General features: G+C 56.4%; 12 protein-coding genes. All 12 read right to left on the bottom strand.

What is annotated here, in order from left to right:
* Positions 1 to 92 precede the first annotated feature (92 nt).
* The 12 genes from tnpB to HNR46_RS14130 all read right to left on the bottom strand — a co-directional run bounded on the left by tnpB (position 93) and on the right by HNR46_RS14130 (position 20,268).
* Positions 93 to 446: an IS66 family insertion sequence element accessory protein TnpB gene (tnpB, locus tag HNR46_RS14180; RefSeq protein WP_184019913.1), complete on the bottom strand. Its 354-nt coding sequence runs from the start codon at positions 444 to 446 to the stop codon at positions 93 to 95.
* Positions 440 to 808 (bottom strand): IS66 family insertion sequence element accessory protein TnpA, encoded by a 369-nt coding sequence (gene tnpA / locus HNR46_RS14175; protein WP_221285174.1) that lies wholly within the window; start codon positions 806 to 808, stop codon positions 440 to 442. The genes tnpB and tnpA overlap by 7 nt, the downstream gene beginning before the upstream one ends.
* Positions 809 to 1,076: 268 nt before the next feature.
* Positions 1,077 to 1,544 carry a hypothetical protein gene (locus HNR46_RS14170; protein WP_184019910.1) on the bottom strand — a complete coding sequence of 156 codons (468 nt, stop codon included), beginning with the start codon at positions 1,542 to 1,544 and terminating at the stop codon, positions 1,077 to 1,079.
* Positions 1,541 to 11,599, bottom strand: a complete 10,059-nt coding sequence (locus tag HNR46_RS14165; RefSeq protein ID WP_184019908.1) for an RHS repeat domain-containing protein — start codon at positions 11,597 to 11,599, stop codon at positions 1,541 to 1,543. The genes HNR46_RS14170 and HNR46_RS14165 overlap by 4 nt, the downstream gene beginning before the upstream one ends.
* A gap of 565 nt (positions 11,600 to 12,164) precedes the next feature.
* Positions 12,165 to 12,392 (bottom strand): hypothetical protein, encoded by a 228-nt coding sequence (locus HNR46_RS20655; protein WP_221285173.1) that lies wholly within the window; start codon positions 12,390 to 12,392, stop codon positions 12,165 to 12,167.
* Positions 12,393 to 12,963: 571 nt separating this feature from the next.
* Positions 12,964 to 14,688, bottom strand: coding sequence for a sulfite reductase subunit alpha (locus HNR46_RS14160; protein ID WP_184019905.1), 1,725 nt, complete (start codon positions 14,686 to 14,688; stop codon positions 12,964 to 12,966).
* A gap of 131 nt (positions 14,689 to 14,819) precedes the next feature.
* Positions 14,820 to 15,911, bottom strand: a complete 1,092-nt coding sequence (locus HNR46_RS14155; protein WP_184019903.1) for a glucose-6-phosphate dehydrogenase assembly protein OpcA — start codon at positions 15,909 to 15,911, stop codon at positions 14,820 to 14,822.
* 10 nt (positions 15,912 to 15,921) lie between these two features.
* Entirely contained in the window at positions 15,922 to 17,457 is a 1,536-nt protein-coding gene (zwf, locus tag HNR46_RS14150) for a glucose-6-phosphate dehydrogenase (RefSeq protein ID WP_184019901.1), read from the bottom strand.
* A 384-nt stretch (positions 17,458 to 17,841) separates the two neighbouring features.
* Positions 17,842 to 18,453 carry a 30S ribosomal protein S4 gene (gene rpsD, locus HNR46_RS14145; RefSeq protein ID WP_184019899.1) on the bottom strand — a complete coding sequence of 204 codons (612 nt, stop codon included), beginning with the start codon at positions 18,451 to 18,453 and terminating at the stop codon, positions 17,842 to 17,844.
* Positions 18,454 to 18,478: 25 nt separating this feature from the next.
* Positions 18,479 to 19,042 carry a 30S ribosomal protein S11 gene (gene rpsK / locus HNR46_RS21415; RefSeq protein ID WP_221285172.1) on the bottom strand — a complete coding sequence of 188 codons (564 nt, stop codon included), beginning with the start codon at positions 19,040 to 19,042 and terminating at the stop codon, positions 18,479 to 18,481.
* Between the two features lie 22 nt (positions 19,043 to 19,064).
* Positions 19,065 to 19,433: a 30S ribosomal protein S13 gene (gene rpsM / locus HNR46_RS14135; RefSeq protein WP_184019897.1), complete on the bottom strand. Its 369-nt coding sequence runs from the start codon at positions 19,431 to 19,433 to the stop codon at positions 19,065 to 19,067.
* 169 nt (positions 19,434 to 19,602) lie between these two features.
* Positions 19,603 to 20,268, bottom strand: a complete 666-nt coding sequence (locus HNR46_RS14130; RefSeq protein WP_184019895.1) for a 3-keto-disaccharide hydrolase — start codon at positions 20,266 to 20,268, stop codon at positions 19,603 to 19,605.
* Positions 20,269 to 20,369: the final 101 nt, after the last annotated feature.

Raw genomic sequence — 20,369 nt, 5'->3', positions numbered from 1 at the left:
TGGCGGTCGATCACCGCCTGCATCCGTTGCCGTTCGTCGTCCTCCATATACGGCGCATGTCGTAGCAATCGGCATGCCCTTCCGAGGAAATTTCAGGGAAGTTCATACCAGGGCCGCTTGCAGCCATGGCGCATGTCGATGCCATCAAGCAACAGTGCGAACGCGGTGGAGCTTAGCCGTAGCTTGCCGTCCCTGGCCTCCGCTCCCTTCGGCCAAGCGAAGGTCCCTCGCTCCAAGCGCTTGGCCAGCACCCACAGGCCGCTGCCGTCCCAGTAGAGGATCTTGAGCAAGGTGCGGCGCTTGTTGGTGAAGGCGAAGATCGCACCGCTCATCGGGTCCTCCTTGAGCTTCGTGCCGACGATGTCATGGAGACCGTTGAAGCTGCGGCGCATGTCGCAGGGCTCGACGGCGACGAAGACCCGCAGGCTGCCGGAAAAACTCAACATGGCCGGGAGAGTTCTCGGATCAGGGCCGCGGCGAGCGCAACACCGGCCATGTTGGCGACGCGCAGCTCGGCTCCTCCAAGCAGCCGGACCGTCACACCGTCGCCCAAGTCGGAGACCAACGACTCCACTTCAAGCAGCGACCCGCCCGCCGGGGCCGGCAATCCGGGAGAGGATCCGGTTCGCTTCCGTTTCTGGATCCACGCGGTGAGTGTCTGATATTTGACGCCATGGAGGGCGGCGAATTTTGGACCGCTCAAGCCACTGGCGTCGTAGGCTTCCAGCAAGTTGGACTTCTGCTCGGGCGAATAGCGCAGACGGCCTCTGCGATCCAATCTGACAAGGGATTCTTGCGTAGCATTCATACTCTGAAGAGCTATGAACGCTACGCTACACAACAGCCATAAAAGCCCGACGGGGCTTCAGACCACGCTTACACCCAGAAAGAGCAAAGTGACACCCGCAACCACAATGTGAAAGTGCGAGGACTGACCCCTTTGACGTGACGGCACGCCAGCGGGATGCTTGGCGGCGCGGAGCCTGGCTTTGAGGAGCGGAGCATTCCGAGCCCGGGGACCGGAGGGACTTCGCATCTACTACTAGCGACGTAATCGAGACGTCGAATACTGCTTTTCACGGAAAAGCCTTCGATCTCACGCGATAGATCGAGACCTCGGCTGACGAACCCTCTTCTACAGAGTAGATCGACTTGGCGAACAATTTGCTACGAAACTCAGGGGCAAGACACTCGCATCGCCAGATCCGATCAGCATTCGTCGTTGCCGACTGGACCAATACCAAGTCCAGGTCATCTGAGATAGGTGCGAGCTTCAGAATCAGCTCGATCAGCGATTCGAGTTTGGGTGGAGCCGAACCAATATCGTTCCACTCTTCAAAATCTCCCTGAAACTCTTCATCCCCCACCTCAAAGAGTTGAAGTTCACCGCGAAGTCCCAGCACTTTTTCCAAGTACTGCTTCTTGGACTCATCGACTAGTGGGGTGATACGGAGCGCCTCGTCAAAAAGGCTCCCGAGTCCGGCTTGCGGGTTGGAGGACCGAATCGCAATGAACTGTGAACAATCAAAAGCAAACATACTCATTCGGCATACTTTCCATTTTCGACGTGATCATACAGTTGCTTTACGTCCTTCCTTGAGGGTTTGGTGACACCTCCATTCTTAGTCTTGGTTCCGGTGGTCCCCCGCGCTCCTCTCGGCGTCATGTTCCGGAGAGGTTGGTGAACATGTGGGCTCAGCCCTCCATGGCTTCCGGATCCAAATCGCTTAAACTGAGTGCTTCCAGCGGTCACATCAAAGCCTGGTGACTTAGTGTAGAGCCCCACCTCTGCTTGGGCGGCGGTCTGCTGAACATAACCTTCAAGCGTTCGAGTTCCCGCTGCCGGACGGACTCCCCTTGTGTGCAAGGTACTTTCGGTGACTTTGGCCGTGGTCGCGGCTGTTCCACGCGCTGTCGTGCCTCCGGGCTTCAACGGGCCGGAAAGCATCGCGGCTGTTCCGGCAGCCTTAGCCGTTGCCGAGGTGCCCTTCTGGAAACGCTCCATGCCGGATAGTTCTCTTCCATCTTCAAGGCTGTTCCCCGTGGCCGCCTCGACTCCGTCATTCCATCCGAAAAACTCTCCTCCAGCGACGCCGACCATCTGCGCGCCCTCAAGAACTGAAACGTGACCGTCCTCCGCTGCGGAGGATGTAATCGCAACCCCGCGCTCGACCATCGCGTTGTGGGCATCCTTGTCCACCATGGCACCGAGCGCGTTGACGAAGTTGCCCATCGTTCCCTGCGCCACGGCGGTGACGTAGTTGCCCTTGTCCGACGAGCGGTCCGACATTGTCATCCACTCGTTGCCCATGTCGTAGGCGTAGTCCCGAGCCGGGTTTGCAACGGCGTTCCATGCGGCGTCGATCCAAGCTCCGTTGCTCTCGCCAAAGCCGAACAACCCATGCGGGTCATACATTGTCCAAGGGTTCTGCCTTACGTAAGTGTAGACATTGGGGCCATCGACAAATCCCGCAGGATCTCGAGTGAGGAAAACGCCCATCTCCAGATCGCGGTAGCGCATGCCTTCATTCAAGAAGCCGGTGGGATCTTCTTCTTTGGTGTTGGCATGATGAACATCAAGATCGGTGCCCTGCTCAGCCGTGCGCGTGCCAAAAGCTTCATACTGACCCTGCCAGACGATGCCTCCGAGGGCATCGGTGCGGGAAATCACATCACCGCGTGAGTTGAAGGCAACAAAAGTAGCGGCCGGAGTGCTGGAGGGAGTCGCGCGGCGATAGGTGTAGAGAATGCCGCCAACACCGCCTCCCCAATCGCTCCCCCGGATCTGTTCCACTGTCGGCTGGGTGACCCCATCAAAATACTCCTGAACACTCGTTCCCCCCAAGAAGGAAAGCCGTACCATCTCCGAGGCACCTCCATCGGGAATCTGGTTCCGCTCAACCCGACGGGATCGGTGATCGTAACGATACTGGAAGTCTTGGGACTGCACGTGGTCCTCCACCAGCGTCAGACGATTGAGAGAATCGTACTGATATTCCTCGACAGGACTGAAACCCACTCCGGGTTGGTCGTATTTGGCCACACGATTGCCATTCGGATCGTAGGTGTAAGCGGCAATCCACTCGTATAGATTATTGGCAACCTCCTTTTTGACATTGACCAATTGGTTGGTGTTGGTGCCGGCTGCCGGGCTTCCATACTCATATTGCCACTCGCCGGGAGCGGATCCGACCTGCACATCTTTCACTGTCCGGTTGTCCGCCAAGTCGTAATCGTAATCGGTCAACTGCGTGACGGGAGCCGTTCCAGCCGCCACCAACGCATAGTTGGTCGACTCCGCAATGCGCTCCTCATCCAGACGATCGAGCTTATCATAGGTATTGATGATCTCGCGTGCCTTCAGGGAAGAAGCCCCGAAATCTTCAAGAATCCGAAGCACATTCCCCACCCGATCGTAGCCGGAGGGCAGACCGGAGCCTGCGACCGGATGAGAGTAGTCATGGCGAGAAATCACCGTGGAGCCGATGGTAACCTCCATGAGGAGCCGGCGATTCAAAGCATCAAAAACGGTGGTGGTGACTTGCCCGTTGGGGAGTTCCTTCTCCACCACATTTCCAGCGCTATCGTAGGCATAGGTGGTGATTTGATCCCCCGCTTGTGGGCTGATTCCACTGCAACGCCACCCGACCGGAGGTGCATGTGCCGCGAGATCGAGACAATCGGTCATGCGGTGAAGTGCATCGTACTCACAATACAAGCTGCGCGTGGAGCCCCCGACCAAATCATAGGAACGGGTCAAGCGACGATTGCCGACCAGGTCGAGGACATGATTGTGAGTCGCCCCTCCAGACATCTCTGAGACGACCCGATCCTGATAGTCGAGTTCTTGAATGACGTCGCGGGAGTCCGATCCATTCAAGTTGCCATGCAGAACCGCGACCAGTCCACCGGGACCCTGCGTCGTCGGCACCACCGGTGCATTGTCTCCAAAATCGCTGATCCCAGTTTGGTAGAAGTAGGTGAGGTTTTCATCGCTGTGACCGGGGAACACCGTGGAGGCGACGCGCATCAAACCATCATAATTGAACTGGGTTTCACGCAGGTCCGGCCGCTTCGCGGAGGTTTGCACCAGTCCATCGTAGAACATTTGTTCCTTGCGCTCCACAACAGAGCCCATGTCCCATAGGGTGGCCGTCTTTCGACCGAGGCCATCGTAAGTGAATCCGGTGACGTGACCGGCACTCATCATTTCGTCAAACAACCATTTCTGATCGGTCTCCTCCCACTCCTTGGCCGCCAACCCATCCGCTACCGCAATCAGGTTCCCCGATGCGTCATACTGATTCGCGATCACCTGATCGCCCGCCGCCGCACTCCAAGGATCTGCCGGATTCCCCGTCACCGGATTTCGGGCGCTGGCAACCAAACGATTCAGAGAATCGTAACGGTTGCGGGTCACGTTTCCATTAGGGTCGGTGACCGCAACCACATTCCCATTGGCATCGAACTCGCTGATCGTTACCATTTGTTCGTCGAGTCCGTAGGCGGCGATGGTCTGATAGGGGCGATGGGCGGCATCGTAATCGGTCTTCACCACAGTGCCCCTCGGGTCGACCGCATACACCGTATTTCCAACGGCGTCATAGACGGTGGAAGTCACTGGTGGGTGAACCGTCCCCCACTCCGCATCCTCCACGGCAGGAGCCTCGACCCGAACCAATCGATTGCGATCATCATAGCTCTGGGTTGTGGTCATTCCCAGCGGATCCGTGACCGTCAACAGGTTCCCGTTGGCATCATAGGTTTTCAGCACCCTGCCAGGTCCGTCGAATTGGCAAGCATCCAGCGGTCCTTCAGAGACTCCCGTTTTGGGATTGGGCGATCTTTCCTCGATCACGCGTCCCGCGCGGTCATACACCATGTGCGAGTCCCGCTGCAGTGCGGACCCTTGGAACATCACTGTTTTCCATGTCCACCCCGTACTGGTATACCGAGTGGCAGTGGTCTGTTTGAGAAGGGTGTTGTTCGGCTCAACCACCGACAGCACGGGACGATTCAGATCATCGTATTCGGTTTTCGTGTAAAGGACATCGAGGGAATCCCAGGCTTCCAGATCAGAGATGCTTGGATTGTTGGTTGGAAGAGTGATTCCGGAGGCATCGCGGAAACTCAGAGTTCCCAAAACATTTCCTACCTCGTCATAGGCTGAGATGGTAAGGGAGCAGGGACCCAACGCGCGGGTTCGCCAATCTCCGGAGTTCTTTTGATACTCCGTCCGCACAGCGATTGGGCGATAGCGATCATCATAGCGGGTTTCCGTCACATAGCCACGGGGATCGACCACCCGGGTGGGCTTGAATCCATCCCCTTGGAACAAGTCCCCCCCCGAATTGGCAGACAAATCGTAGTCCAATTGGCTCACCCCACCCAGTGCATCGACCGTTTGCACCAGACGGTTGAGGCCATCGTAGGTCATGCTCGTCTCGCCCTCCATTGGGTCGATCTTTTTGACCAATCGGGCGCGGCGATCCCACACATACTGAGTGATCAGATCCTCGGCATCGATCCGATAGTTGCGGTTCATATCGACGGCCGATCTCTGAACCATTCCTGCGAGATTGTACTCCCAGAGAAGTGCATTGCCGTTTTCATCCAGTTCACGAACCTTTCTCCCCCCGAGATCGTATCGATAGGACTTCTCAGCCCGTGGTCCCGAGGATGCCACCCCACCCCCAAGGGCCGCTTGCAATGCGGCTTCCGCAGTGGGGGTCGCCGGATATCGAACGAAGGACAACCGGTTCATCCCGTCATAGAAGAAATCGGTCGTATTTCCCCTAGCATCCGTCACCGCAATCTTGTTTCCACTCTCATCATAAAGATTCGTGGTCGTGATCCAGACTCCTTCATCGCCAGGAGTCATGGGGTCATCTTCTTCGAGAAGAGTCTTCTCTTTCCAGATCCTTCCGGCGGCGTCAGGTTCATATTGTTTGACGATGTCCTCAACCCAAGAAGGGTCTCCGCCACCTGGAATTGCCTTCGTCACCTCCTCCGTCAGAAACATCGGAAACTCCGCGGATTCATACTTCCACTCGGTCTCCTGAATGGGATCTCCAGAGACCACCTCGGCTGCATTTGCGAAAATCTTCGACCCAGTCCGAAGGCCCAAGGCGTTGAAATCAAATGCGGTCACTCGCCCCAACTCATCCGTCACCGATTCTTGCAGACGAAGTGCCCCCGAGGTGTAGGTAAATGACTTTTCAACCGTAGTCCCGCCCGTGTGGGTCACCACGCGAGTCGGATCGGGATAGTACTTCTCAATCGGCCCTGCAGTGGCATCCGTCGTGGACGACGCTCCCCGCGCTTCGATGATCCATCCATCGGCAATAGCCTGCGCCACCCCTTCCCTCACATCTTCATAGAAATATTCGGTGGTATTTCCTGAGGCATCGACTGCTTTGGAAACCACTCCGCCCGCCCGAGGGTTGAAATCAAACTCCTCGACCACAAAATCACTACTGGAGACGGGGTTGCGACCGAGCGACTTCCGGATAGCCAGATGACCGCACGCCAGAGTGCCGTTAAAGACCACAGGGGCCTCTCCGACCGAACTATCGCACACATGCCCCGAGCTGCCGCCACTTGAAGAACCTCCACTCTCGTTCCTCTTCTCGGAAAGCATCATCATGTGACTGAACTCGTAAACCGTCGAATAGCCATCCGACTTCACCGTCGTCTCTCGATAGATATCTCCGTTTGAGACATTATCGAGAAATCCCAAGTGGCTTTCATCAAATCCCGTTCCCTGGAACTCGTAGACTTCAGCACCGCCGTCGCCATCGACGTCCGCGGTCGAAACCGATTTCACCGGAATGGCTTGAGGGATTCCAACTTTGTACCAAAAGCCCGAGGCCATTTTGGCAGGATCTGGCTCCTCATTTTGTGGTGCCCTTCGGTATCCAGCAAGCAGTTGGTCCGCTGCCACTTTTGGAGAGTAGTCATACTTGGCCTGGGTCACCACCCGCCCACAATACTGACTCAGGAGGGCATCCCCTTGGGCATCTGCAGGCAAATCCGCAAAATCTTCATGCGGAACTCTTCCAACAAGATTCACATATTGAATTCCCGTCAACTCAGTAACATCGCGCTCATATTCCACATCCAAATATTGCCCCGATCCATCCTCAATCCGCGTAAGCAAGGGAATCACTCCATATTCCGTAGCCTTGATTTGTTTCCCGAGTCGCTTCGACAATTCGTGCCCAATAATGCCTCCCTGCAGCCCCGATCCACCATAAGCGCCAAGATCGCCAAATCCTTCACGACGTTTCAGATGCTCGAATTGGAATCTCTTGACGCTCCCATCAGGACAGTGAACCGCGCGCAACCATTTCCAGTGGGGATTGCTCGTACTGCCGGCAAATCCCGTCCAGCGCCCAAAACTTCCTGGGAGGGTGTATTCGCCGTATTCCAATCGATACACCTGACCTCTGGGATCTTTCAGTGAGGTAACGACGGAACCGTCGTAGGTAGCCTCGATCACCCCAGTTGGTGTGATGCCAGACACCCACTCCCCCTCGGAATCCAAGCATCCGGACGAAAAATGCTCCACGTAGAGGAGATCCCCTTCACGACGATAGCGGATGGAATTTCCGAAACGATCAGTCACCCGCGATCCATAGGCCATTCCGCCCTGCGCCGCTTCGGCGAGATCTGCAAAAGTTGTCGTAGGCTTTTCAACGCTCTCATAGGTCCAGCTGCCACCGGTGCTCGGATCATCTCCATACCAAGGAAAGTAGCACTCCGTCCCAAATCGACTTCTAAGAACATAATGGCCCCAGCAATCCCCAGAAGTCGTCGACCTTGGTGCATCCGTATAGGGCATCCAGATGAGCCGGAACTCGTTCGCAAGTGTCGACGGGCCCAAGCTCCCGCTTTTTCGAAAGTTCCTCATGTCCGACGATTCAAAGTCGTGCACTCTGCCATTCGAATCCGTAACCTTGACGAGATAGCGCAATGAGGAAACTACTCCGACCACGACTTCTTGCCCATTCGCGTCCTTTTTGGTCTGATTCTCCGTATGCCAATCGGAGGCGATATTCAGAGTGGGCCTCAAATTGGTGGAGAACCCGACACCAAATGGCCCGATCAGCAGCGAGTTATTGGGATTTCCACGCAGCGAAGTTCCGATCACCTCTCCCTCTCCCGCAGTTCCCGTTGAGCTGGTAGACTGGGTTTGACCAAGCACTGGGCCCTGACTGGCGGGCTGATTCTTGTAAATGGGACCCATCTCATACCTCAGAGCTTGCGGATTGTACGAAAGGTTGACGGATAGCACCAACTCGCTGGAACCTTGCGGAGCCCACAACAAACTTGTATCAAAATTCAATCTTCGATCAAAAGCATCGACATACGCCTCTTCTGATTCGATGTCGGACTCTTCTTCAGACTGAGGTTGTTGATCACCAATGGGCTTACCTCGAAGAGATATTTTTCGATGATCCGCAGGCCCCATCGGAGAAGAAATCGGAATCGACTGAACATCCACACTCACCTCTGCCGTTATCTCACGAGTGGCGTTCGCAATGCTTTTATAATCAGCAAATAGACCAAAATTCTCAAAGGGAAGATCCCTCCCATAAGTCCAACTATCCGCCAAGCCCTCCCCCTCATCCAGCGTGAGCTCCAGAATAGAATACTGATACAACGGATCATTGTGATTTAGATCCAAACGACCCGTTGAATTCGACCGATATCTTTGAGTGTATTGAGCCAAATAGAGGGCGTCTTTTCTCATCCATGGTGATTGATTGAACAACCGAAACCTTGGCACCTCCTTCTGTGCCGTGAATCCTCCTCCGTCTTCATAATATTCGCCTTCAACCTTGGACATTCCAGCATCAAAAAGCGGAAACTTATGATAATCATAGAACTCCGATCGGTAGTCTTGAATTGAATTTGCTGATGACCACCAACTGTCCCCATTGACATAGGCTCCTTGCGGAACCTCAACCGAAGTGGAATCCCCCTGCTCCTCTGCATCTCCCAGCCAAGCCAGGAATGAGTAGATCAAATGCGACCCCTCCGTTCTGGATTCTGTAGTATTATCAAACTGATACTCGAATTCAGGTATCGGATTTCCTGATGTCGTACTCAAGTTTTTCGCTTCAATTTCTAGGAAGGTATGATTGACAAGATCATCATCCACCACCCCTGCTTGAGCGAGATCGGCAATATTGGGCCCAGAACCAGAAATTCCGTAACCTTCAGGAAGGTCTCCTAGGATCAATGACTGGTGATCCGGATTATTAGAATCGGGAGTTCCAATTCCCGCGAGAATTTGCTCGGAGATGAGTTTCTCCCAGTCATCCGGCATCCCATCGTCGTCCAAGTCATCCGATCCCACTTCCTGCCAACGGATGAAATCTCCCTGAGCCCCGGTGCCTCCCACAACGAGTGAGGACGGTCCAACATCTCCAGCGATGGCAGACACCGAATCCGCTTCCAAGGCAAATCCGTTAGTTAAGAACGTTGTATCCGGCAGGACTGACCACACCCGCACTTCGGTGTCTCCATTGGCCAAGTAACCAGCATCGGCAAGCCGGTCGACATAGTTCAAGATCGGAAAACTCTCGCTCGGCAACGAACCTGATGGAATGCCAGAGTGAAGATGAGGCTCCTCCTTCTTGACGAGGAACTGGTAGGAAGGGCTCTCGAAATCCAAAGAAAGGGAGGAAAACACTCGCCATTCTCCCGTTGTTACAAGCTCAAGGGATTCATCAAAGAAGCTTTGACTGAGACGAAATGCAGGGAAGGAGTCCCGACGATGGCCCGCATACAAATCCACGGTGATGAGACCGCTATCCAAGCCCCAATAGGCGATGTCCCCGGAGAGCAAAAGAGGTTCCACTTCCCACGTTCCCGAAGAGCCACCACTCCATTCGGCTGTGACAAGTTCGTCCTGATCAAGGCCTTGAAATTCTCCTGAAGCAACTTCGACGGTACGGATGCCAACCATGCGTCCATCATCAAGAACCATGGTCCACTCATCGTGCTGTTCCTCGGACGCCACCCATTCCACTGCCGCGCGTGCATCGGCAACTGCAGCTCCTGAAGGATCCGAAACGGCAAAATATCCATTTCCGCTAACATCAAGAGTTTTCCACAGCCAATGGCTTCCCGTGGGACTCAAGGCCACCAGATCCCATGTCGACCCAGTCGGCAGTGTGTACGAGGAAGCGCTCGGCGTCAGTGTCGAAGTCCATCCCGATGATAGGCTCCATTTTTTAGCTCCAGCGGTCGTCGAAATCACCACCGCGCCGGTGGGATCAAAACCCATGATGGCTTCAAAATCGACAACGCCAGGGAGGTTCAAATTGTAAAGGGTGGGGGTCGTCAGCCCACGAACTAGCTTCAAATTCTGGACGCCATTCAGGACCGTCGAAAGAAGGAAGGACCTTGAGGTGACCCCATTGGTGTCCATTTCGGTGAAAGAGTCCACCACGCGGAAGACTTCGCCAGCCTGAAGGAGCGAGGTGATCTGAAACTCCCCTCCGGTCCAAGCTCCGACTGGCCGAGTTCCCAGACGATACTCGTCATAATTCATGACCCCATCGCCATCAAAGTCCTTTTGAGCATCGCTTGCATCGAGGGGATCGAGTCCCCAGCGCAGCTCCCAAACATCGGGCATCAAGTCGCCATCACTATCGGTTTCGGCGGGATTGGAACCCAGTTCGAGTTCGAAGAGGTTCATAAGACCGTCTCCATCAAAATCTTCGGCCCCGTCCGGAATTCCATTTCCGTTCTCGTCCGAATTCAGTGGGTTGAAACCCATTGCAATTTCATCCGCATCACTCATCCCATCCCCATCGGTATCGGACACGGTGGCGGAGGTGCCCCATGCGTATTCATCGAGATCCGACAATCCATCCCCGTCAAAATCATCCCACTCCGTCTGGGCATCCGTCCTATCGAGTCCGTGAGCGAGTTCCCACCAATCAGGCAAGCCATCGCCATCCGTGTCACGCATCGGATCTTCGATGGATTGGACGAGGTCGAGATCGAGACAAAAAACGGCTTTCACCTGACCAATGGTCGCCGGGGCCCGACGAGTCTCGGACTGCGTCAGAGCAGGATCCCATGGGTAATAACCACCGACCACGTATCCCCAGCTGGCGTTCAGAGAACTCGAGGCTTGGTAGGAAGTGACTTGAGAATCCGCCAATTGATCTCTCACCCAGAGAGGATCAATTTCATTGAGGCGGTCGTAAAAGGGTTTGGCGAGCGCCTTGAGTTGTCCGATCTGAAGAGGTGAATAGTTGGCATCCACCTCAGCAGCCGTGGGGGGGGAATCATCAAAGATGCTGGGGATGAGATCTCCGTGAATCACCTGCCCCACCACCGTATCTTCGAGGTTCTCCAGAGCTTTCACGGCGGCATTCTTCCCCTGTCCTACGTTGGAGATGAGATGTCCGTCGCCGTCGCCATTCTCTGAAGAGATCCAAGGAGACTCTCCGCGATACCACCACTCAGGTCCCAGGCGAGTCTGAGCATGGACAACACCCGGGAGAAGAGTGGAACACGCAAAAAGCAGGAGTTGAAATCCTGCTGCGATTTGACGAAAGAGCAAATTCTGAAACATCGAACCGAAATCTAAGCTAAGACTCCCTCTCCTCGATCGCGCCCCATCCAACATCGTTGGTCACCTTAGTGGTAAAACATGGGCATTTGAGACCGCGCAAAACATCGAAAGGATATAGAAATATCCCTTCACCCAAAGAATCCATGCAAGTTCCTCTGATAGATCCCCTTCGTTCGTCAATTTTATTTTCCATCAACCACCGTTTTCTTGATATCATTCTCCGTCGTCCTTCGAGCCACTCATACCGCGTGCCACATCTCCCTTTATTTCACTAAAAGTCAGTGAGTTGAAGACCCATCACCTCTCATTTCAGAGAAATTTCATTTGTAGGATGGGAAGCCCTTCCCTCGCTTCTTTGGTTCTTCCGCATCCGCTAGAGGATAACTATCGCATCACCAAAGCATTTGATGATGGACTCCTTAGCGAATCAAAAATCGGTGAAGCTTACCAAGCCGTCCATCAATGATTCTTGTTTTCATTACTTTTTCATGATCCGTCCCCTATCACAGCATTTGCCGTAACTGGAGCAGAATGAAGGCAAGAGTTGAGAATCGACCCGACCCTATCATTCGCGCACAAATCCCACGGAGCATGGATCTCTTCCGGCAAACGACCTCAAGGCGTTCGATTCCAGCATTTCGAGGGTGCGTTCGGAGAATAGCGGAATTTCATCGCGCGATGCTCCCAACCCCATGACGCCGTTCCGAGTCTCGGAGGAGTCGATTGCCTCCTCACCACTGGACGCGCGGTAACCCGTTGAGACGACCTGCTGGAGCGACGCGATTGAGTCCAAGGAAAGGAACGACTGGAGAGCGCCAGGGAGGAAGGATCGTCTCCCCCTGAAGCACGGCGGGTTTCGGGCCATCGTCGTTTCAGCGAAAAGGGTCGGGAACCGAACCGAAGGACGCCACCCAGTCGAGTTCTCGGAAAATGGCCCCCAAGACAGGAATCACCACAAGCGGACTTGCGACATTCGGTACCCTTTCGGCTTCTCCGTTCACCGATTCCAAACACTCCATTCACCACCGATCACCCTTGCGCCAAAAAATGCCTTCGATGTCGTCGAACGCTTCGATTCTCCCCCGCTCCTCGCCGGAAAAGCATCGGCGCTCTGCTGCGGCGCAAAAAGCGCCTGATCGGGCACTGCCGAGGATGCGGGTTGCCACCGTGATCCAGAGGACGGACTCCCGCCAAGAGGGGACCCGCTGGTTTTTATCCTGACCCTGAGGACCCGTGAGGGCTTTGGCTCAGAAGGCACCGGAAAGGGATTTCGTTGCCTCCCCACGCCCCAGCGAGCGCCCTGGAGATTCAGGGTCCGCTGGAAGAGCGCTGACTTTCTGAATCTCCCGGTGCCTCGGTCGGCATCAATAGACGTCGCGCTGGTAGCGCTTGTCCTTCTTGAGCTGGTTTACGAACTCCGCTGCCTGCTCGTCGCTCATGCCGCCATGTTGAGCAACCACGGCATGCAATGCCTGGTCGACATCCTTGGCCATGCGGGAAGCATCGCCGCAGACATAAAAGGCGGCGCCCTTTTGAAGCCATTTCCAAAGCTCCTCGCCTTGTTGCTCCATCAGGTTCTGCACGTAGACCTTCTCTTTCTGATCGCGAGACCAAGCGAGGTCGAGGCGGTCGAGAGTGCCATCCTTCACATACGCTTCCAATTCGTCTTGATAGAGGAAGTCAGAAGTTTGGTGCGGGTTTCCAAAGAACAGCCAGTTGCCGCCCTTGGCCCCCTGGAGTTTGCGCTCCTCAAGGAAAGCGCGGAAAGGCGCGATGCCCGTACCCGGACCACACATGATGACCGGAGTCTCGATATCGGTCGGCAGTCGAAAGGCTTTGTTGGAGTGAACGAAAACCCCCGGAGTGGCCCCCTTCGCACGATCGGCGAGGAAAGTGGTGCAGATGCCGCCACGCTTCCGTCCATGGCTTTCGTAGCGAACGATGCCCACGCAGAGATGGACTTCACCCGGATGGGCGTTGGGACTGGAAGCGATGGAATAGAGCCGTGGTTGAAGCTTCTTGAGGATGCCCACAAAATCTTCTCCATCGGAGAAATCAGCGGGGTGATCGACCACAAGATCAATCAGATCCCGGCCCCAACAGAAGTCCTCGTAGGCCTTTTTATCATCAGCTTCGACCAAAGACCGCAGATAGGGCGACCCGCTGCGAGGCTGCCATTTCTGAATGATCGATTTGTTGAGGGTACCGATGTCGTAGTATTTGAGGAGAGCTTCGCGCAGAGACGCTTCCTTGCCATTGGGCAGAGGAACATCGGTGTCGGTGTTGAAGCCAAGATTCGAGAGAATTTCGTCGACCACAGCCGGATCATTCTCGGGCACCAGACCAAGGGCGTCCCCCACCTCGTAGCTGAGACCGGATCCCTCGAGGGAGAAGGCGATGTGGTGAGTCTCCTTGGCCCCACCTTGATTGAGATTGAAGTTCTGAAGAATGGCCGATGGGAATGGACGCTTCTTCGAATAGCCTTCTTCGGATTGGTCGAGAGCCTCATCCTGCCCCGGAACCACCATGGTTTCGGGCGCAAGAAGGTCGACGAGGGCTTCGCTCCACTGCTTGAATTCCGTATCGAAATCGACATCGCAATCGATCCGATCCACCAACCGGGTGGCCCCCAAATCAGCAAGACGAAGATCGATATCGATGCCGCATTTGCAGAAATCCGGGTAGCTGGAGTCTCCCAAGGCAAGGACCGAAAAGCCGACCCCTTCCAGAGCCGGAGCTTCGGAAGATAGCAGCCATTGGTAAAAGTCTGCCGCATTGTCCGGCGGCTCACCATCGCCGTAGGTCGAGGTGATGATCAGCACGTTTTTCTCTGCAGGCAGCGTCGAGCGATCGTAAGTGGAGAGGTCCTCGACCTTCGGCTCGAAGTTGCCCTTCTTGAGCCGCTTGAGGAGCTTTTTCGCGAGGCCTTCGGCATTGCCGGTTTGGGAACCCCACAGCACCGTGACCGGAACCGCAGGCCCGGACGGCTTGCTGGGAATGGCGACACCGGCGAGAGTCTTGGTCAGGAAATCCTCGAGCCAAGCACGCTGCTCAGCGGTGAACGGGGCGTCGTCAGGAAGTCGAATCATGGCTGGATGGCGGGATTGAGAAAAGCTCCGCCGGAGGGAGGCGGAAGATGGAGGTTGAAGGTTGGGGATTCAAGCGCGTTTCATACCATCTCGGATGGCGTTGAAGCGGGTATGACAGGATTGGTCCCCTGTCAGCCGACCGTCTTCAGCAGCTCGAGAAAGGTGGGTAGGATCTTTCGATAGAGAGAGTTTTTGCCTCCGCGCGACAATTGCTCGCGGACCAATCCGACACATTCATCGGGATCCAACGGGCCAGGTTCTTCCAAGCAATGCCCGGGAGCGGCGAGGTGGCGGCAAAGGTAGTTGGCCCCGGCCTGACGGGAGACTTCAATGGTGACGGCGTCGCCCGATAGACTCAGCAACTGCAAAGGAGGCCCGTCGGCCACGGATTCCAGCACCACATCCAGGGTGTGTCCTCCACGGCTTTCGAAGGCGAAGGAACATGCTGAATCGTGAGCCCGATCAGCTCCGAAGGCCCATTCTCCCGCGGGCTTCCACCCAGCCTGAACCACCAACCATGCCAGCAGTTGCAGAGCTCCAATCCGGTGGTCCTCTTGGTAGCGGATGACGACCTTCCCCATCGATGGCAAGGCGGCCAGGGCGACCGGATCATCGAACAAGGCAGCCAAGGAGACCCGAATCTGAAAGCTCCGAGTCCACTCCAGGTCCTGCACCACAAGAGCCTTCCGCGCCTGAAGCGCCTCTTGGATCTTCGCGAACGAATCTTGAGGCTGACTCCATTCGGAGCTGTCGAAAATGAAACGATCCACCCCGCGGGCAAATCGATCATCGAAGACCCAGCTCAGTTCGCCTTGCCACCACAGGGTGAGCGGCAGATCCGAGGCGAGGTGGGAAAACACGGTGTTATGCAAGCGCCCGGCAGCTCGCCCGGAGAGCGCAAAGGCCAGCTGTTCGCAGCACACTGATTTGCGGCCGTGGTGGAGATGGCAATGGGCGGTAATCCAGGCGCGGATGGATGCCTCGGGGGCGTCAAAATCCATGCTGATCAGGATCGCCCGACAAGCATGTTCCACGGTCAAATCCCGCACGGCCTTCGAGTTGGACTCAAGGCTGTGAGGATCCTCGGAGTATATCGCGAGGTTGATCAGAGAAGCATTGGTGCGGGCGTCATCCTCGGCCCACAGCTTCTTCAGTTCGTGGTCGATCGCCCCCACTGGCACTTCTCGGCCCAGCTCGGGATGGACGGGATTCACTTCGTTCATCGGCTGCAGATCAAAGTCGTCTCCATTCGTGACCGTCCTGCTTGAGCAGTTCGTCGGCCTCCTTCGGTCCCCAGGATCCTGCCACAAACTCCGTCATGGCGGGAGCTTCATCTCCCGCCTGATGCCAGGCGTGTTCGATGTGGTCGATGAACTTCCACGCTTCCTCGACTTCATCTCGCCGGGCAAACAGGGTCGCGTCGCCCGCCATGGCATCGAGGAGCAGGCGTTCGTAGGCTTCAGGGCTACTCTTGCCGAAGCTGGTGGCGTAGTGGAAATCCATTTTCACCGGTTCGAGACGCAGGCTGGTGCCTGGGATCTTGGAAACCATGCGCAGGGAGATGCCTTCGTCCGGCTGGATGCGAATCACCAACACATTGCTGCCGGGAAGCCCTCCGGGCAGGGCATTGAAGAGGACGCCCGGAGCGGGCTTGAAGTGCACTGAGATTTCCGTCGCCTTCTTCGGCAGGCGCTTGCCCATCCGGATATAGAAAGGCACCCCACTCCAGCGCCAGGTGTCGATCAACAGCCGTAGCGCGACGTAGGATTCGGTCATGCTTTCTGGATCAACGCGATCTTCTTCCCGATACCCGGGAACTGAAACGCCATCGACGTGACCTGCGGTGTATTGTCCACGGACGACATTGCGAGCCACTTTCTCAGGTGTATCCCACTGACGCAGGGAGCGGATCACCTTCACTTTCTCATCGCGCACGCCATCGGCGCTGAGGTCCGTGGGGGGCTCCATGGCCACCAGACTCAGCAGCTGCAGGAGGTGGTTCTGCACCATGTCGCGGAGAGCGCCCGACTTGTCGTAGTAGCCGCCACGCCCACCTTCCATGCCGAGGTTCTCGGCGCAGGTGATTTGGATCTGCTCAATGTGATTGCTGTTCCAAAGCGGTTCAAAGATCGCGTTCGCAAAGCGCAGAACCATCAGGTTTTGCGCGGTTTCTTTGCCCAGGTAGTGATCGATCCGATAGGTATCTTTCTCCTCGAAAGTGCGGTTCACCACCTGATTGAGACGCTGGGCTGTCGCGAGGTCGGTGCCGAAGGGCTTCTCAACAATCACGCGAGCCCAGCAACCGTCTTTCGCCTGATTCAGACCGGCGCCCTTGAGGTGCTCCAGGATGTCATCGAAAAACTCCGGTGCACTGGCGATGTAGAACAATCGGTTGCCTTTGCCTCCGCGTTCACGGTCGATTTCATCAAGCCGCTCAGCCAATCGCTGATACCCTTCGGCATCGGTGAATTCGCTGCGGTGGTAGTGAATGCTTTGGACGAAGCTCGACCAAACTTCTTCGTCGTGACCGGAGCGGGAAACCTTGCGGTTCAGCTCTTCCAGACCGGCACGGAATTCCTCGTCGGATTTCTCCCGACGGGCAAAACCAAGGATCTTCACTCCGGGCGGCAGCTCGCCGTCGACGGCCAGATTGTACAAGGCCGGAACCAGCTTTCGGTGGGTGAGGTCGCCGGTCGCACCAAAAATAACCACCGAGCAGGGCTCAGGGCGGGTTCGGGAAACGAGGTCTTCGCGGAAGGGATTGCTCATGAACTGGGGCAGCCGATTTGGAGGATGGAAGGCATTTGGAAAAGAGAAATGGGCATGAATTTCAATCAACGCAGGCATGAAACCCGAGACCACCACGGCCCAATCAGCATCACTCGCTGATCCCTAATGCCTTTCAAAATATACCCCTCTGAATGAAATGTCCTACAAGTTTGCAGTTCGCTTTCCTGAACTCCATCCCCTGAGGAAGCCCCTCCAGAGGGGGACCTGATGATCTTTGCCGCCGTTGTCGCACCTCACCCGATGGACGGAGAGACATCCTCTGCTCACTCAACGGAAAGGCCGAGGATGGACCCGGTCTCCAAAGAAAACGCCCGACCTCGCGAAGAGGACGGGCGTTTTCGAGAAGATGACGTTGAACGGGAATCAGCGGGAGTAGAGCTCGACGATGAGCTGCTCGTTGACGACCGGATCGATGTCGGAGCGTTCCGGCACGCGTTCCACGATACCTTCCAGCTTGTCGCGGTCCAGAGTCAGCCAATCGACGAGCGGGACCGACTGAGTCAGGTCCATCATGCGCAGGACGAGCTGCTGAGCGGACGGCTTGGTGCCGATGGTGATCTTATCGCCGGGCTTCACTTGGTAGCTAGCGACGTCGACCCGCACGCCATTCACATAGACGTGGCCGTGGTTGACCAGCTGACGAGCAGCTGCACGGGTGTTGCCGAAGCCGAGGCGGTAGCAAACGTTGTCGAGGCGAAGCTCCAGAAGCTGGAGGAGGGTCTCACCCGTCACGCCGCGGCGGCGGGCTGCTTCCTCGTAGTATCCACGGAACTGCTTCTCGAGGACACCGTATTGGAAACGGAGCTTTTGCTTTTCGCCGAGGGCGATCGAGTAATCGCTCTTCTTTTTGCGGCCGGCGCGGAGGCCGTGCTGGCCCGGCGGGAAGTTGCGGCGCTCGAGAGCTTTGGAGGAGCCGAAGAGAGCCACGCCGAAGCGGCGGCTGATCTTGGCGCGGGGACCGGTGTAACGTGCCATGGTAAAAGGTGGTTGCGGTCAGGTTTTAGACGCGGCGGGCCTTCTTCGGGCGGCAGCCGTTGTGCGGGATTGCCGTGACATCCTTGATCGAGAGGATCTCCACCCCGAGGGCCTGAACGGCACGCACGGCGGATTCACGACCCGAACCTGGACCCTTCACGCGGACATCGGCTTCCTTGAGGCCGTGACCCATGGCCTGGCGGCAAGCATCTTGGGAAACCACCTGAGCAGCGTAAGCCGTGCTCTTCCGGGAACCCTTGAAGCCCATCTTGCCGGCGCTCGACCAGCCGATGGTGTTGCCGCTGGCGTCGGTGACGCTGACGATGGTGTTGTTGAAGGTGGCCGTCACGTGGACGATCCCCTTCGAAATGTTCTTCGAACCCTTGGCCTTGTGGATCTTGATTTGACCCTCTTCGGCACCGGCGATCTCGGCAAAGATATCGCGCTTCTCCTCTTTTTTAGGAGCCGGGGTGGATTCTTCAGCCTTCGCTTCGGGAGCGGCGGCAGGAGCCGCGGCCTCAGCGGCCGGGGCGGCTTGCTCCGGAGCCTCGGTGGCCGGAGTTTCAGCTTTGGTTTCTTCGTCAGCCATCTTCTGGAAAAATCAGAGGTTCTTACTTCTTCACCCCCACGGTCTTGCGCTTGCCCTTCCGGGTGCGGGCGTTGGTGCGGGTGCGCTGGCCACGAACCGGAAGGCCGCGCTTGTGGCGAATACCACGGAAGCAGTTGATTGAGGTGAGACGCTTCAGCTGTGCTTGCTTCTCACGGCGGAGGTCACCCTCAATGATGATTCCCTCACTTTGGATCACCGTGCCAATCTTGACGAGTTGGTCCTCCGTCAGTTGGCCGGCGCGAATGTCCGGATCGATGCCCGCGTGGTCGAGAATACGCGATGCAGTGGACGAGCCGATGCCGTAGATGTAGCGGAGCGATGCTTCGATCCGCTTTTCGTTGGGAATTTCGATGCCGAAAATACGTGCCATGGGAGCCTTTGGTGAGCGAATAGCGCCACGGACCGAAGGTGCAAGGAAACACTGCTCCGGTCCGGAGCGGGCGGGCTGTTTAGCAGAGGATATGGGGCTGACAAGCGGGAAATCGAAATTTTCCCCATGCTTTTTGCGAAAAACCCCGATCATCGCCTGCTAGAGCCCCTCAAAGCGAGCCATCCAATTTGCGAACCTTCATGGCGCGGAACCAAACCTCATCGCCGTGATCTTGGATCAGGAAGTGGCCAGAACCAGGCTCCGCGTAGTCGTCGACTCCAGCAAACTTGCTCTCTTTTTTCATCTTCTTCCAACTGGCGCTTCCCACCTTGGCCTTCACGACCACCTTGGCATTGAGCCAGTGGGTGATGGTATCCCCCTTCACCACAATCTTCGAATGATTCCACCCGTCCGCGTCCGGCTGCCCGCCTTCTTTCGGCTCGACGACGTCATAGATCGATCCCGCTCGCTGATCCGGAGTCTTGCCATTGGGATGCCGCTCGTTGTCGAGCACCTGATATTCGGGGCCGATCCAGTTCCCCTTCTGCTTCCGCAGCCGGTATTTGACACCGCTGTTGCCTCCCGAGGAGATCTTCCACTCAAACTCCAGTTCAAAGTCGGCGTAGTCGGCCACGGAGATCAGGTCCCCAGTTCCTCCGGTCCGGTGGAGCACTCCCTCCTTGAGCTCCCAGCCATTCCCCGGGGCACCGCCGCTCGCCGAAGTCCAATTCTCGACCAACGGAGCACTCAACAGCTCCTTCCACTCCCCTTCCGCCGCCTGAACCGGCATCCATCCCAAGACCAACATCCATCCGGCAATACTCTGAGTTTTCATCACCCCCCCGTTACGCCGAGTTGTCGGACAACCTTTCCCTCACCGCATCTTCTCGACAAACCAAGGAGCCCACCTAGCGTCAGCCCAACCTATTTCGATCC

The sequence above is a fragment of the Haloferula luteola genome (assembly GCF_014201715.1).
In the GTDB taxonomy this organism is placed as follows: domain Bacteria; phylum Verrucomicrobiota; class Verrucomicrobiia; order Verrucomicrobiales; family Akkermansiaceae; genus Haloferula; species Haloferula luteola.
This window is presented reverse-complemented; position numbering and strand designations above follow the sequence as displayed.

Coding starts and splice junctions, on each gene's coding strand:
- rpsD (WP_184019899.1), bottom strand. CDS start 18,453: ATGGCACGTTACACCGGTCCCCGCGCCAAGATCAGCCGCCGCTTCGGC.
- HNR46_RS14130 (WP_184019895.1), bottom strand. CDS start 20,268: ATGAAAACTCAGAGTATTGCCGGATGGATGTTGGTCTTGGGATGGATG.
- tnpA (WP_221285174.1), bottom strand. CDS start 808: ATGAATGCTACGCAAGAATCCCTTGTCAGATTGGATCGCAGAGGCCGT.
- zwf (WP_184019901.1), bottom strand. CDS start 17,457: ATGAGCAATCCCTTCCGCGAAGACCTCGTTTCCCGAACCCGCCCTGAG.
- rpsK (WP_221285172.1), bottom strand. CDS start 19,042: ATGGCTGACGAAGAAACCAAAGCTGAAACTCCGGCCACCGAGGCTCCG.
- HNR46_RS14155 (WP_184019903.1), bottom strand. CDS start 15,911: ATGAACGAAGTGAATCCCGTCCATCCCGAGCTGGGCCGAGAAGTGCCA.
- HNR46_RS14170 (WP_184019910.1), bottom strand. CDS start 1,544: ATGAGTATGTTTGCTTTTGATTGTTCACAGTTCATTGCGATTCGGTCC.
- rpsM (WP_184019897.1), bottom strand. CDS start 19,433: ATGGCACGTATTTTCGGCATCGAAATTCCCAACGAAAAGCGGATCGAA.
- tnpB (WP_184019913.1), bottom strand. CDS start 446: ATGTTGAGTTTTTCCGGCAGCCTGCGGGTCTTCGTCGCCGTCGAGCCC.
- HNR46_RS14165 (WP_184019908.1), bottom strand. CDS start 11,599: ATGTTTCAGAATTTGCTCTTTCGTCAAATCGCAGCAGGATTTCAACTC.
- HNR46_RS14160 (WP_184019905.1), bottom strand. CDS start 14,688: ATGATTCGACTTCCTGACGACGCCCCGTTCACCGCTGAGCAGCGTGCT.